General features: G+C 72.6%; 10 protein-coding genes and 1 pseudogene. 5 read left to right on the forward strand and 6 right to left on the reverse strand.

Annotated features, from left to right (window positions below):
* Positions 1-27 precede the first annotated feature (27 nt).
* The 3 genes from ABTX60_RS06335 to ABTX60_RS06345 are packed head-to-tail and all read left to right on the forward strand — an operon-like array spanning position 28 to position 4,067.
* Positions 28-2,121 carry an MMPL family transporter gene (locus ABTX60_RS06335; protein WP_352095905.1) on the forward strand — a complete coding sequence of 698 codons (2,094 nt, stop codon included), beginning with the start codon at positions 28-30 and terminating at the stop codon, positions 2,119-2,121.
* A gap of 45 nt (positions 2,122-2,166) precedes the next feature.
* Positions 2,167-3,408, forward strand: coding sequence for a sensor histidine kinase (locus tag ABTX60_RS06340; protein ID WP_502992284.1), 1,242 nt, complete (start codon positions 2,167-2,169; stop codon positions 3,406-3,408).
* Positions 3,405-4,067 (forward strand): response regulator transcription factor, encoded by a 663-nt coding sequence (locus tag ABTX60_RS06345; RefSeq protein ID WP_352095906.1) that lies wholly within the window; start codon positions 3,405-3,407, stop codon positions 4,065-4,067. Before ABTX60_RS06340 ends, ABTX60_RS06345 begins: the two co-directional genes overlap by 4 nt.
* A gap of 15 nt (positions 4,068-4,082) precedes the next feature.
* Here ABTX60_RS06345 and ABTX60_RS06350 read toward each other — a convergent pair whose 3' ends face one another.
* Genes ABTX60_RS06350 through ABTX60_RS06370 form a run of 5 tightly spaced genes read right to left on the reverse strand, consistent with a single transcriptional unit; the run spans position 4,083 to position 10,593 of the window.
* Positions 4,083-5,015 carry a dihydrodipicolinate synthase family protein gene (locus tag ABTX60_RS06350; RefSeq protein WP_352095907.1) on the reverse strand — a complete coding sequence of 311 codons (933 nt, stop codon included), beginning with the start codon at positions 5,013-5,015 and terminating at the stop codon, positions 4,083-4,085.
* Positions 5,012-6,031, reverse strand: coding sequence for an oligopeptide/dipeptide ABC transporter ATP-binding protein (locus ABTX60_RS06355; RefSeq protein ID WP_352095908.1), 1,020 nt, complete (start codon positions 6,029-6,031; stop codon positions 5,012-5,014). The genes ABTX60_RS06350 and ABTX60_RS06355 overlap by 4 nt, the downstream gene beginning before the upstream one ends.
* Positions 6,028-8,001: a dipeptide/oligopeptide/nickel ABC transporter permease/ATP-binding protein gene (locus tag ABTX60_RS06360; protein WP_352095909.1), complete on the reverse strand. Its 1,974-nt coding sequence runs from the start codon at positions 7,999-8,001 to the stop codon at positions 6,028-6,030. Before ABTX60_RS06360 ends, ABTX60_RS06355 begins: the two co-directional genes overlap by 4 nt.
* A complete protein-coding gene (locus tag ABTX60_RS06365; protein WP_352095910.1) occupies positions 7,998-8,960 on the reverse strand; it encodes an ABC transporter permease in 963 nt (320 codons plus the stop codon). The genes ABTX60_RS06360 and ABTX60_RS06365 overlap by 4 nt, the downstream gene beginning before the upstream one ends.
* A gap of 4 nt (positions 8,961-8,964) precedes the next feature.
* Positions 8,965-10,593 (reverse strand): ABC transporter substrate-binding protein, encoded by a 1,629-nt coding sequence (locus ABTX60_RS06370; protein WP_352095911.1) that lies wholly within the window; start codon positions 10,591-10,593, stop codon positions 8,965-8,967.
* Positions 10,594-10,856: 263 nt separating this feature from the next.
* Between ABTX60_RS06370 and ABTX60_RS06375 the strand changes: the two genes are divergently transcribed.
* Complete coding sequence (locus ABTX60_RS06375; protein WP_352095912.1) at positions 10,857-11,294, forward strand: phosphatase domain-containing protein; 438 nt, start codon at positions 10,857-10,859, stop codon at positions 11,292-11,294.
* Positions 11,295-11,431: 137 nt separating this feature from the next.
* A pseudogene (locus ABTX60_RS06380) lies at positions 11,432-12,039 on the forward strand (abortive phage infection protein); the annotation flags it as partial.
* Positions 12,040-12,080: 41 nt separating this feature from the next.
* Here the strand turns inward: ABTX60_RS06380 and ABTX60_RS06385 are convergent.
* Entirely contained in the window at positions 12,081-13,556 is a 1,476-nt protein-coding gene (locus ABTX60_RS06385) for an alpha/beta hydrolase (RefSeq protein ID WP_352095913.1), read from the reverse strand.
* Between the last annotated feature and the right edge of the window lie 29 nt (positions 13,557-13,585).

A 13,585-nucleotide genomic window follows, 5' to 3' on the forward strand; every position in this document is an offset into this window, starting at 1 on the left:
GACACCCGACCGGAGGGAGCCGGACCCATGGGGGCCGTAAGGACGCGCAGCGGGCGGAAACGGGCCGTGCCGTGGGCGGTGGTGGGGCTGTGGCTCGCCGCGCTCGTGCTGGTCGGGCCGCTCGCGGGCGAGTTCGCCGACATCCAGCAGAACCGCGCGGTCGACTACCTGCCCGACAGCGCCGACTCGACCCAGGTGGCGAGGATCCAGGACGAGCTGCCGGGCGGTGAGTCGACCGACCTGGTGCTCGTCTACCATCGCGGCGGCGGGCTGACCGACGCCGACCGGCGCACCGCCGACGAGCAGATCACCGAGGTGAGCGGTGCCTACGACCTGGCGGGGGAGCCCCGGGGCGTCCCGTCGAAGGACGGCTCCACCCTGATGTACCCGGTCTCCAGCACACAGCCCGGCCACGACGAGGAGGCCCGGGACGCCTTCGTCGACGGGGTGCGGGACATCGCCGAGGGCGGCGGCGGACTGAGCGTCGAGGTCGGCGGACCCGGCGCGCTGAACACCGACATGAACAAGGTGTTCGGCACGCTCGACGCCACGCTGCTGCTCGCCACGCTCGGCGTCGTCACCGTGCTGCTCGTCCTCATCTACCGCAGCCCGTTCCTGTGGCTGGTGCCGCTCGCCGTGGCGGGCGTCGCCGCCGCCGTGGCGATGGCCGCCGGGTACGGGCTGCACGAACTGTTCGACGTCACCGTCACCGGACAGAGCGGCGGTGTGATGACCGTACTGGTCCTCGGCGCCGGCACCGACTACGCGCTGCTGATCGTCTCCCGCTACCGCGAGGAACTGCGGCGCCACGAGCGGCCCTACGACGCCATGCGCACCGCCCTGCGCGGCTGCGGACCGGCCGTGCTGGCCTCCTCGGGGACCGTCGCGGCCGGGCTGCTGTGCCTGCTCGCCGCGGACCTCAACAGCAGCCGCGGCATGGGACCGGTCGGCATGGTCGGGGTGCTCGCCGCGCTGGTCGCCATGACGACCCTGCTGCCGGCGGTTCTGGTGCTGCTCGGACGGCGGGTCTTCTGGCCGCTGGTCCCCGCGTTCGGCAGCGAGCCGAAGGCCCGGCGCTCGCTGTTCGCCGCGATGGGCACCTCGGCGACGCGGCGCCCCGCCACCGTGCTCGTCGGCGGGGCCGCGCTGCTCGGCGCGCTGGCGCTCGGCACGCTCAACCTGTCCGGCAGCCTGAAGCAGGAGGACTCCTTCACCGAACGGCCCGAGTCCATCACGGCGATGCGGACCCTCGCCCAGGAGTATCCCGAGCGCAGCAGCCGGCCCGTGACGGTCATCGCGCCCGAGAAGCGGGCCGGGGCGGCCGCCGACCGGGCCCGTGCGACCGAGGGCGTCGCCGAGGTGGCGCCGGGGCGCAGCGGCTCGGGCTGGACCGAGATCGCCGTCTTCACCGCCGCCGCCCCCGAGACCCCGGCCGAGACCCGGACCATCGAGGCGCTGCGGGCCGGACTCGACCCCATGGGTGCCTATGTCGGCGGGCCCAGTGCCCAGCAGATCGACCTGGCCGACAGCGAGTCGCGGGACCGGAAGGTGATCGTGCCGCTGGTGCTGGCCGCCGTGTTCGTCATCCTGTTCGGGTTGTTGCGCAGCCTCGTCGCGCCGCTGTTGCTGCTGGCGGCGGTGGTCGCGGTCTGGGGCGCCGCGCTCGGCATCGGCGGGCTGATGTTCGAGCCGGTGTTCGGGTTCGCCGGAACCGATCCGGGGCTCGGGCTGCTGTCCTTCGTGTTCCTGGTCGCCCTCGGTGTCGACTACGGCATCTTCCTGATGCACCGCATGCGGGAGGAGTCCGTGCGCGGGGCGGAGCCGGAGGCGGCGGCGCTCACCGCGCTGCGGACGACCGGTGGGGTCATCGCCTCGGCGGGGGTGGTGCTGGCGGCGACGTTCGCGGTGCTGACGACGCTGCCGATGGTCGGGCTGGTGGAGCTCGGGTTCGTCATCGCTGTGGGGGTGTTGCTGGATACGTTCCTGGTGCGGACGTACCTGGTGACCACGGTGAGTGTGCTGCTGGGGCGGTGGGTGTGGTGGCCGGGGAGGCTCTCGCGTGTGCCGGAGCGGACCGTTCCGCCTAAGGAGCGCGAGGCCGTGGCGGCCGACGTCCGCTGACCTACGGCGCCCCTCCCTCCCGGAGGGGCGCCTTCCTGGCCGAGGATGATGCCCGTGCAGGCACCCACCACTCCGCAGGCGACCTGGTCGCGGTCCGCCGAGCGGATCATGGCCGCGATCAACCGCGACCCCCTGACCGCCCCGCACGCACTGCGCAACGACGCGCTGCTCGCCGTCTCGGTGGCCGTTGTCGCCGCAGCGTTCGCGCTGTTCGTCGACGACGGCCGCAGGCCCGACGCGCTCGGCTGGGCCCTGCTGCTCGTCTCCCACGTGCCACTGGTGTGGCGCCGCCGCCGTCCGGTGCTCGTCCTGGTCGCCGTGATCACCTGCGTGTTCCCCTACCACTTCCTCGACTACCCGCACACCGCGGCCACCCAGGCCGCCTACGTCGCCCTGTACACCGTCGCCGTCACCGGCCGGCCGCTGCGCACCGTCCTGGTCGGCATCGGCGTCATCACCATGGCGGTGGGCGTGCTGCTCACCATCAGCGCGCAGGAGGCGCTGGGACTGCTGAAGGCGTCCGGCTGGGTCGTCGCCGTGCTGTTCTGCGGCGTCGACGTGCGGTTCTACCGCCAGTACGTCGCCTCGATCGTGGACCGGGCCGAACGGGCCGAACGGACCCGGGAGGAGGAGGCCCGGCGGCGGGTCGCCGAGGAGCGGCTGCGGATCGCACGGGACCTGCACGACCTGCTCGCCCACAGCATCACCCTGATCGGCGTGCAGACCTCCGTCGCCGCCCATGTGCTGTCCGCCGACCCGGAGCGACTCGACCGGGAGACGGTGGCCAAGGCCCTCGACGACATCGCCGAGACCTGCCGCAGCGCTCGCGGCGAACTCCGTACGACCCTGGAGGTGCTGCGCGAGCACGGCCCCCCGGACACGCGCGGCCCGCTGCCCGGCCTCGACGGGCTGCCCGATCTGGCGGAGGCGGCGCGGCTGGCCGGAGCCCGCGTCGAGCAGACCGTACGCGTACGGCAGGCACCGCCCGCCGTGGGCGCCGCCGCTTACCGCATCGTGCAGGAGGCACTCACGAACGCCGTACGGCACGCGGGGCCCGAACCGGCCGTCCACGTCGAACTGGACGAACGGCAGGGCGCCCTGCACCTTTCGGTCCGCGACGACGGCACCGGACCGGCCCCGGGCGGCACCCCTGGCTTCGGGCTCGTCGGGATGCGGGAGCGGGCCCGCAGCGTCGGTGGCACACTCGACGCCGGACCGGGCACCGGGGGCGGATTCGAGGTGCGGGCGGTCCTGCCGCTGACCACGACGGGGGAGAGAGCCGGATGACGATACGGGTGCTGCTCGCGGACGACCAGACCCTGGTGCGTGAGGCGTTCGCGATGCTCGTGGAGTCGGCCGGGGACATGGAGGTCGTCGGCCAGGCCGCCACCGGCCGGCAGGCCGTCGAGCTGGCCCGCGGCGCACGCCCCGACCTCGTGGTGATGGACATCCGCATGCCCGACCTGGACGGCATCGAGGCGACCCGGCTCATCGCGGCCGACGAGGACCTCGCGGACGTACGGGTGCTCGTACTCACCACCTACGACACCGACGAGAACATCGTCGAGGCGCTGCGGGCCGGCGCCTCGGGGTTCCTGGTGAAGGACACCAGGCCGGCCGAACTCCTCGACGCCGTCCGCACGGTCGCGGCCGGCGAGGCCCTGCTGTCGCCCGGCCCCACGGCACGGCTGATCGAGCGGTTCCTGCGCAGCCCCTGCGCACCGGAGACGGGCGGGCCCGAGTGCCTGTCCGGGCGGGAGCGGGAGGTGCTCGCGCTGGTCGCGCGCGGGCTCACCAACACGGAGATCGGCGACGCGCTGGGCCTGAGCCCGCTCACCGCGAAGACGCATGTCAGCCGCATCATGGGCAAGCTGGCGGCACGGGACAGGGCCCAGCTGGTCATCGTCGCGTACGAGTCGGGGATGGTGACGCCGGGCGGCGTCTGACGGACCGGTCCTCTTCTAGAGCAGTCCGGCCGCCGCCAGGTACTTCCCGACCTGCGCCACCTCGTCCGGGGACAGCGGGATCTGCGGCTGTGCCGTCGCCGGGCAGGCGATGACGCCGCGCAGGTGCAGCGCCGCCTTGAAGGCCCCGATCGCCGAGGAGTTCGGACCCATACGGGCCGGATCTCCGACGGTCACCATGCCGAACAGGGCGCACAGGCGCTCCTGTTCGGCACGGGCCCCGTCCCAGTCCCCGGCGCGGCACAGCCTCTCCAGGCGGACATAGCCGTGCGGGTCGACGTTGCCGAGGCCCGGCACCGTGCCGTCCGCCCCGATCGCGAGGGCCGCGTCGACGATCAGCTCGGACCCGGTCAGCACGCTGAAGCCGGTGACGCCCCCGCGTTCCCGGGCGCCGGTCACCACCTGGCGGAAGGCGGCCAGGTCACCGCTGGAGTCCTTCAGCCCGGCCACGACCCCGTCGGCGGCGAGTTCCAGCACCACGTCGGCCGGCAGCTTCGTGTGGACGGCGACGGGAAGGTCGTAGGCGATGACCGGGACCGGGCTCGCGGCGGCGACCGCGCGGAAGTGGCGGGCGATCTCCGCGGGATGGGTGCGGGTGTAGAAGGGGGCCGTGACGACGACCGCGTCGGCGCCCGCCGCCGTCACCGACGCGACGTGGTCCAGGACCCGGGGTGTCGTCATGTCGATCGCCCCGGCGAGCACCGGGAGCCGGCCGCCCACATGACCGGCGACCGACTCTACGACCAGCCTGCGCTGCCGGTCCGGCAGGAACGCCGCCTCCGAGGTCGAGCCGAGCACGAACAGTCCGTGCACCCCGCCGGCCACCAGATGGTCGACGAGCGAGAGCAGCGAGGGGACGTCCACCTCGCCGTCCGGTGTCAGCGGCGTGCAGACGGGCGGGATGACACCGGTCAGCGGGGCGAGAGTCATGGAGCCTCCATCGGGGCACGCCGGTGGACGAGGTCGCGGGTCGACTCGTCCTCCCGGACAGGATGGTGGCAGCGGTAGCGGTGCGCGGGCGCCGACGCGGCCGAGAAGCCCGGCATCTGCTCCGCACAGGCCCCGTCCGCCTTCCAGCAGCGCGTGCGGAAGGGGCAGCCGCTCGGCGGGCGGGTCGCCGACGGCACCGGACCGGCCAGCGGGATCGGGTCGATCGGGTGGAGCAGGCCGGGCGTGGCGGAGAACAGGGCGCGGGTGTACGGATGCCGGGCCCGGTCGGTGACCAGGGCGGCCGGGGACTCCTCCACGATCCGGCCCAGGTACATGGTGATCACACGGTCGCTCATCCGCCGTACCGTCTGGATGTCGTGGGAGACGAACACCAGGGCCAGGCCCAGGCGTTCCTTCAGGTCGAGCAGGAGATTGAGGATCTGGGCCCGGACCGACACGTCCAGGGCGCTCGTCGGCTCGTCGGCCACGACCAGGTCCGGGTCCAGGGCGAGCGCCCGGGCGATCGCCACGCGCTGGCGCTGCCCGCCCGACAGCTGGGCCGGCACGGCGGCGGCGAGGGCCGGGGGAAGACCCACGAGGGACATCAACTCGCGGACCCGATCGTCACGTTGGCTTCTCGTGCCCCGCTCGTGCACGTCGAGCGGGTCCCGCAGGATCTGCCGGACGGTCAGGCGGCGGTTCAGGGCCGTCGACGGATCCTGGAAGATCATGCCGGTGCTGCGGCCGACGGCCCGACGGCGCTCGGCGGCCGGCATCGCCCACAGGTCCCGACCCCGGAACGACACCGTGCCCCGGGTCGGCGGCTGCACCCCGACCAGCACCTTCGCCAGCGTCGACTTCCCGCAGCCGGACTCGCCGACCACACCGACGGTCTCGCCGGGCGCGACGGCCAGATCGACGCCGGTCAGCGCGTACACCCGGTCCCGGGTGAACAGGCCACCGCTGCGGGCCCTGTGGACGACGTGCGTGTCGGCCAGCTCCACCAGGGCGCTCATGACACCGCCTCGCTCTCGGTGGCCGAAAGCGCTATGGCCGGGTGATGACAGGCCGCCGTGTGCTCGGGAGGACCGGCCAGGACCGGAGCCGTCGTACGGCAGACCTCGCTCGCGCGCGGGCACCGGTCGGCGAAGCGGCACCCCGCGGGGAAGTCCGCCGGGGACGGCACGACGCCCCTGATCTGCGTCATCCGCTCCCGCGCCGACTCCAGCGACAGCACACTGCCGAGCAGGCCGCGCGTGTAGTGGTGCGCCGGTGCCTCCACCAGGTCGGCGGTCACGCCCGTCTCCACGATCTGCCCGCCGTACATCACCACCACCCGGTCTGTGACGTCCGCGACCAGCGCCAGGTCGTGCGAGACGAGGATCAGCGCGAAGCCGAGCTCCTCGCGCAGCCGCAGCAGCAGCTCCACGACCTGCGCCTGCACGGTCACGTCCAGGGCGGTCGTCGGCTCGTCGGCGACGATCAGCTGCGGGTCGCGGGACAGGGCCATGGCGATCAGGACGCGCTGGCGCTGCCCGCCGGACAGCTCGTGCGGGTAGCTGCGCAGGGTCCGCCCGGGGTCGAGGCCGACCATCGTCAGCAGCTCGGCGGGACCGCGGTGCCCGCCGCGCCGCACGACCTGCCCCAGCTGCGCGCGGATCGTCATCGCCGGGTTCAGCGACGACAGCGCGTCCTGGTAGATCATCGCCATCTCGTGGCCGAGGAGCCTGCGGCGGACGCGCATCGGCTCGGTGAGCAGGTCCCGCTGCCGGAAACGGACCCGGCCGCCGACCCGGGCCCCCTTCGGCTCCAGGCCCATGATCGCCAGGGCGGTGAGCGACTTGCCGCAGCCCGACTCGCCGACCAGCCCGAGCACCTCCCCGGGATGCACCTCGAAGCTGATGCCGTCGACGATGTCGACGCCGCCGTGCCGTCGGTCGAAGCCGATGACGAGGTTCTCCACCGCGAGCACCGGCTGCCCGTCCCGGGGTACTCGGCGCGCCCGGGCCCGCAACCGGCGCGCGGCCTCCGGCAGACCGGGCAGCGGCACGACCTCCCCGCCGCCGGGCTCCGGCTCCTCAAGCCGGTCGTCGTCCGGTACGTCCACCTCCCGTGCCGACGGGGCCGCCCAGGCGTCCGACACCCCTTCGGACAGGATGTTCAGCGACAGCACCGTGACCAGCATCAGCAGCCCGGGGAACACCGTCGCCCACCAGCCGCCGGTCAGCACCATGTTCTTGCCGTCCGCGATGACACTGCCCCAGGAGGGGTCCGGCGGCCGTACGCCCGCCCCGATGAACGACAGCGACGCCTCGAACACGATCGCCTCGGCCACCTGGACCGTGCAGAACACCAGGACCGGCGCGGCACAGTTGACCGCCACGTGCCGCAGCACGATGTACGGCGTCCGCGCGCCGATCACCCGCTCCGCCGTCACATAGTCCTCGCCGTACTGGTCGAGGACGTTCGCCCGCACCACCCGCGCCACCGGCGGTGTGAACAGGAACGCGATCGCGCAGATCAGCACCGTGATGCCACCGCCGAACACCGTCACCAGCACGGCGGCCAGCGCGATGCCCGGAAACGCCATCACGACGTCCAGGCAGCGCATCAGCGTCTCGTCGACCGCCTTGCGCGAGGTCGCCGCGACCGCCCCGAGCAGCGCACCGGCCACCAGGGCGAGCCCGGTCGCGCCGAGCCCGATCGCGAGCGACCAGCGCGCCCCGTACATCAGCCGGCTGAGGATGTCCCGGCCGAGGTGGTCCTGGCCCATCCAGTGCCCGGCGGAGGGGTGCCCGGTGCCGTCGGCCGGTGGCTGCTGGTCGAGCGGGTCGTGCGGGGCGAGGAGCGGCGCGAGCAACGCCAGCAGGACGACGACCGTCAGGAAGCAGACGGCGGCCTTCGACAGCAACGGCAGCCGGCGCAGGCCGCGCAGTCGGACGCCCGGCCGGGACAGCGCCGCGGTGAGACTCGTGCGGGTCATCATGGGGTGGCGTCCCTCAGTCGCGGGTTGACCAGCAGGTAGAGGACGTCGATGACGAGGTTCACGACGACGAACCCGGCCGCGGTGGTCAGGACGACGCCCTGGACGACGGCCGGATCGCCGTTCCTCACGGCGTCGATCATCAGCTTGCCCATGCCCGGCAGCGAGAAGATCGTCTCGATGACGACCGCGCCGCCGAGGAGGTAGCCGACGCGCAGGCCGAGCACGGTGAGGGGATTGATCAGGGCGTTTCTGAGGACGTTCCGCCCCACCACCACCCGAGGCGGCAGACCGCTCCCGATCGCCGTCCGCACGTAGTCCTTGTCGAGCTCCTCCACGACGGCCGTCCGCACGATCCGGGTCAGCTGCGCCGCCACCGGGAGGGAGAGGGCGAGCGCGGGGAGTGTCATCGTCCTCAGCCAGCCGGTGAAGGAGTCGGCCGGGTTGATGTAACCGCCGGTCGGGAACCAGCCGAGGTCGACCGCCAGATACTGGATCATCAGCAGCGCCAGCCAGAAGCCGGGGGCGGCGACGCCGGTCAGCGACACGACCCGGATCAGCTGGTCGGGCAGCCGGTCCCGGTGGATCGCCGCTGTCACACCGCCGAGCAGGGCCACCACGACCGCGATGCCCAGCCCCAGGAAGGTCAGTTGCAGGGTGAGCGGCAGCGCGGTCGTCACCTGGTCGATCACCGGCGCCCGGGTCAGCGCGCTGGTGCCCAGGTCGCCGTGCAGCAGGTCGGCGACGAAATCGGCGTAGCGCACCGGCAGCGGGTCGAGCAGGCCGTGTTCCGCACGGAAGTCGTGCAGTTGCGCCGGTGTCGGGTTGGCGCCCTGGAAGAACGCGGAGGCCGGGTCGACGTCCGAGAACCGCATCACCAGGAACACGAACAGCACGATGCCGAGCATCAGTGGCACGAGAAGGGCGAGACGGCGCAGCAGGATCCGCAGGACGGCCGTCATGGCGCTAGGCCCACCTGGCCCGGAGGAGGTTGATGCCCGGGTAGGGCTGGGCCCTTATCCCGCTGAGCCGCGCCGGGTTCCAGGCCGTCATCAGCTCGTTGTGGACCACCGGGTAGAGCACGGCCTGCTCGGCGACGACGTCGATGTAGTCCTGGACGATCGACTTCTTCTTCGCCGGGTCGGGCTCCCGGGTGGCCCGGTCCATGTCCTTGAAGAGCTGCCTGGCGACAGGGTCGGTGGCCCAGCGGGTGTACTGCATCCAGAGGTTCTCGGGGCCGTAGTTGTAGTGCATGATCAGGTCGGCGTCGAGGCCGAACTGGTTGGGGTTCGAGGCGGCGGCCACGACCTGGTAGTCCCGCTTCTGGTCCAGCTTCGTGAACACGGCGGTGGTCTCCTGCGGGGACAGGGCCGTCTTCACGCCGATCGCGTCCCAGGACGACTTGATCGTCGGCAGGCAGTCGACGATCCAGCTGACGTTCACCGCCAGGATCTCGATGCTCAGCCTCTTGACCCCGGCCTCCTTCAGGAGAGCCTTCGCCTTGTCGGGGTCGTGGTCGTAGACGGTCTTCGCCCGGCGGTAGGACGGGTTGGACTCGTCGAGGAAGGAACTGGAGGGCTTGCCGTGGCCCTTGAGCGCGACCTCCACCATCTTCTCGGTGTCGATGGCGTAGTGCAGGGCCTGGCGCACCCGCACGTCGTCGAACGGCTTGTGCCGGGTGTTGAACATCAGGAACAGGTTGTTCATCCCGGCCCCGCCGGCGACCGTCATCCCGCCGCTCTCCAACTGCCCGATGTCGGCGTACGGGATGTTGTCCGCGATCTGCGCGCCGGCGCTCGACCCCGAGATCTTCGCGACGCGGGGAGCCGCGTCCACGATCGTCAGCCAGTTCATCTTCCGGAAGGCGGGCTTGCGGGGGCCGTTGTAGCCGTCGAACGCCTCGAAGGTCGTGTTCGACTTCGGATGGTGCGCGGTCTGCCGGTACGGCCCCGAGCCGACGGCCTTGCCCTTGATGGCGTCCTCCCAGGCCCCGGGCCGGGAGAACACGTGCCTGGGCATGATCTTGGCGAGGGTCAGCCGCGAAAGCCCTTCGGGGAACGGGAACTTCAGCACGAGCTCCACGTTCCGCGCGTCGATCTTCCGGACCTCCCTCAGCCAGCTCGCGAAGAAGCCCTTGGCGAGGGTCTGGGTGTCCGGGTCGAGGATCCGCTCGAAGACGAAGACGACATCGTCGGCGGTGACGGGCTTGCCGTCGTGGAACGTCGCCCCCGCCCGCAGCGTGAACCTCCACGACGTGCCGTCCGGGTCCTTCGGCACCTCGGTCGCCAGCGCGGCGTACGGCTCGCGGGAGATCGGGTCCGTGTCCAGCAGCCCCTCGTAGATGTGGTGGTTGGCGGCCATGCAGAACGCGGACGCCGTCTGGGTGGGATCCCAGCTGCCGTCGTTGCCGTAGCCGATCACCGCGGTGAGCGTCCGGTCCCGGCCGCCTCCGCTGCCGGTGTCATTGGTGGACTCCGGACCCGACGAGCAGGCCGACAGCGACGCGGAGACGGCGGCGGCCGCGCCCAGCGCGCCCGTGTACTTCAAGAACGTCCGGCGGTGCGGCGCCGGCACGTCGGGGGTCACGTCGCGCACGGGTCCTCCAGCGAGGTCTGGGGGGAGGGGACTGGCAGTGGAGATACGACGTCCTACGTCCTGCGGTCAGCGCGACCATAGGAGGGGGCGTGGGGGTGGTCAAGGGCTCGCACACGAATGGCGCACCGCCGGACCGGCCTAGCCGACGGGGCATCAAACCTGCTCCATCACCGGGTAAGTGGCCGGAGGCGGGACGTCATACCGTCCGTCTCCAGTCCACGAATCCGCCCCCTGGCGGGTGGGAGCGGACCATGATGAGGGGCATGACCGAGCTGTGGAGCGAGAGTGACGCCGGCGTCCTCAGGCTGCCGTCCGGCCGGCTGGTACGGGGCCGAGGCCTGCGCCACCCCCTGGACGGCGGCGCGCCCCTCCCCTCCTACGGCGTCTACCTGCTCGGCCGGCGCCCGCCCGAGGTCCCCTGGGAGTCGGGCTGGATCCGCTGGCCCGACTTCCGTCTCCCCAAGGACCGGGCGGCCGCCCGAGCGGTGCTGGCCGATGTGTGGGAACGGGCCGCCGGGGAGCGGGTGGAGCTCGCCTGCGGAGGCGGCCGCGGCCGCACCGGCACGGCCCTGGCCTGCCTGGCGGTGCTGGACGGGGTGCCGGGGGCGGAGGCGGTGGGGTACGTCCGGCGGCACTACGACCGGCATGCCGTGGAGACGCCTTGGCAGCGGCGGTACGTGCGCGGGTTCGGCGAGGGGTGAACCTCTGCGCGGCGGCTCGTGCGCGGGTGCGACGAGGGTGAACCCCTCCTTCGGCACGGCACCTCACACCTTGGTCGCGCTGCCGTGGACCGGCGGCGGACAGCGGACCCCGGTGCCCCTTCGGCACAGTGAGCGGCATGGACGAGACCAAGGGGAACAAGAAGGCGAAGGGGATCAACCGGGCGCGGTTCCTGGCCGGAGCGGCGGCCGTGGGGATCGCCGGGACGGCGGGACAGGCCCGGGCCGCGGACGCCTCGCGCGACCGGGGACTGCGGCGGCGGGGCGTCGTCTACACGGTCGGGGCGGGGGAGACCCCCGGGACCGCGTGGAGCGCCCGGCGGATGCGCCACGACATCCGGGTCGTCCGGGACGACGCGGACTGCACGCAACCGACCCTGGAGGACGCCCCGCAGCGGGACATCCTGGAGCACCTCGCCGAGACCGGCCGGTTCGTCGGCATCGACTACTACTCGTACTTCGAGAAGCAGTCCGACCACGTCCGGGAGCTGAAGCGGTACCTGCGCTGGGGCAAGCCGCTGGCCATCACCGAGTTCGGCACGTGCGCCTACGCCGGCGCGCCCGAGACCGGCGGCATGGGCTGGGACATCGTCGACCACGACAAGGAACCCCCGGAGAGATCAAGGGTGACCCGGTCCGCAGCGAGCGCGTCCAGGCCGGCTGCGTGGGCGGGTTGCTGGACGTCTTCGAGTCGATGGGCCTGTACGCGGCGATGACCTTCGAGTTTGCGGTGGCCCGCCGGTACGGGGCGGCGGGCCACCGCACCCGTCACTCGCAGTAGAGGTCGGAGGCGGGCCGTGCGCCGGTGGCCAGGAAACGGGAGACGGTCCGGTCGCCGCAGGCGTTGCCGTTGGCCAGATAGGCGTCATGGCCCGTGGAGTTCACGGTGACCATGACGGCCCGCTCGCCGAGGGCACGGCGCAGCTTCCGGGCCCCCGCGAGCGGGGTGGCGACGTCCCGCTCGTTCTGCACGAGGAGGATGTTGGAGGGGCCGCGGCCGGTGACCCGCACGGCCGGCTCCTTCGGCGCGTACGGCCAGGCGGCGCACACCATCGGCCCGCGCGGCATGCCCGCGGTCAGCGGGTACGCGGCCCGGCTCCTGTCGACGTCCTTCTGGTACGCGGCGGCCGAGCCGGGCCAGTCGACGTCGTTGCAGATGGTGCCGACGCCGACCGCGGTGACGTTCTGCAGGACCGACTCGGGCGGGGCCTCGGGCACGGGCGGCACGGTGCCCTCGCGGGCGGCCCGGACGGCCTTGGCCAGGACCGGGTAGTCGTCGGGGTCGTAGAGGCTGGACAGCATGGTCTGACGGAGCGCGTTGCCGTCCAGCCGCGGGGGGTTGGCGCCGGGCCAGGGCAGGGGGTCGCGGTCCAGCCGGGCGGCGAGCCGCAGGAAGCCGGACCGTACCTCGGCGGGCGTACGGGCGATCCGGTACGGATTGCCGGGCCGGGACGCCCACTTGGCGAACTCGGGGAAGTTGTCCTCGACCCCGACCTCGTAGGCGGCGAGCCAGTTGCGGGTCACCCGGGTGGGGTCGGGGTCGTCGTTGCTGTCCAGCACGATGCGGTCGGTGCGGTGCGGGAACAGCTGGCCGTAGACGGCGCCGACGTAGGTGCCGTACGACACACCCCACGCGGAGATCTTCTCCTCGCCGAGAGCGGCCCGGAGACGATCCAGGTCGCGGGCCTCGTTGGCGGTGCTGATGTGCCGGATCAGGTCACCGCCGTTGCGGACACACGCCTTCGCCGTACGCCGGGCGGTGGCCATGTTCTCGCCGACGGAGCCGTCCGGGGCGGGCCAGGGCAGACGCTTGGTCATGCCGAGGTCCGCGGGGTCGATGGCGCAGTCCACGGCGGTCGAGGGAGCCATGCCGCGTGGCGCGAACCCGACGAGATCGTAGGCGTCGCGCACCCTTTGCGGCAGCTTCTGCCCCTTGCCGGAAGGGGCGGCGAGACTGTCGCCGCCGGGGCCGCCCGGGATGAGCAGCAGCGCGCCCCGCCGCGCTGACGGCTTCTCACTGGGGATCCTGGAGACGGCGATCCGGATCTTCGGACTGCCCGGGTCGGAGTAGTCCATGGGGACGGCGAGCGTGGCGCACTGCTGTCTGGGGTCGAGACCGGGGGCGGCGCACTTGGTCCACTTGAGCGGGCCGGGTGTGGCGGGGGACGCCCCACCAGGCCCGGCAAGCCCCAGCACCGCACCGGCGGCGGCAACCAGTGCCGCGTATTTCGTGATCCGCTTCATGCTCAGCAGCCTGGCCGACTCGCACAGAA

The sequence above is a fragment of the Streptomyces sp. NPDC126510 genome (genome assembly GCF_040302345.1).
GTDB lineage: Bacteria > Actinomycetota > Actinomycetes > Streptomycetales > Streptomycetaceae > Streptomyces.

What these genes read in the sequence shown, in the direction of transcription:
- ABTX60_RS06365 (WP_352095910.1), bottom strand. Translation starts at nt 8,960, where the DNA reads ATGACGGCCGTCCTGCGGATCCTGCTGCGCCGTCTCGCCCTTCTCGTG.
- ABTX60_RS06345 (WP_352095906.1), top strand. Translation starts at nt 3,405, where the DNA reads ATGACGATACGGGTGCTGCTCGCGGACGACCAGACCCTGGTGCGTGAG.
- ABTX60_RS06385 (WP_352095913.1), bottom strand. Translation starts at nt 13,556, where the DNA reads ATGAAGCGGATCACGAAATACGCGGCACTGGTTGCCGCCGCCGGTGCG.
- ABTX60_RS06340 (WP_502992284.1), top strand. Translation starts at nt 2,167, where the DNA reads ATGATGCCCGTGCAGGCACCCACCACTCCGCAGGCGACCTGGTCGCGG.
- ABTX60_RS06335 (WP_352095905.1), top strand. Translation starts at nt 28, where the DNA reads ATGGGGGCCGTAAGGACGCGCAGCGGGCGGAAACGGGCCGTGCCGTGG.
- ABTX60_RS06355 (WP_352095908.1), bottom strand. Translation starts at nt 6,031, where the DNA reads ATGAGCGCCCTGGTGGAGCTGGCCGACACGCACGTCGTCCACAGGGCC.
- ABTX60_RS06360 (WP_352095909.1), bottom strand. Translation starts at nt 8,001, where the DNA reads ATGATGACCCGCACGAGTCTCACCGCGGCGCTGTCCCGGCCGGGCGTC.
- ABTX60_RS06350 (WP_352095907.1), bottom strand. Translation starts at nt 5,015, where the DNA reads ATGACTCTCGCCCCGCTGACCGGTGTCATCCCGCCCGTCTGCACGCCG.
- ABTX60_RS06375 (WP_352095912.1), top strand. Translation starts at nt 10,857, where the DNA reads ATGACCGAGCTGTGGAGCGAGAGTGACGCCGGCGTCCTCAGGCTGCCG.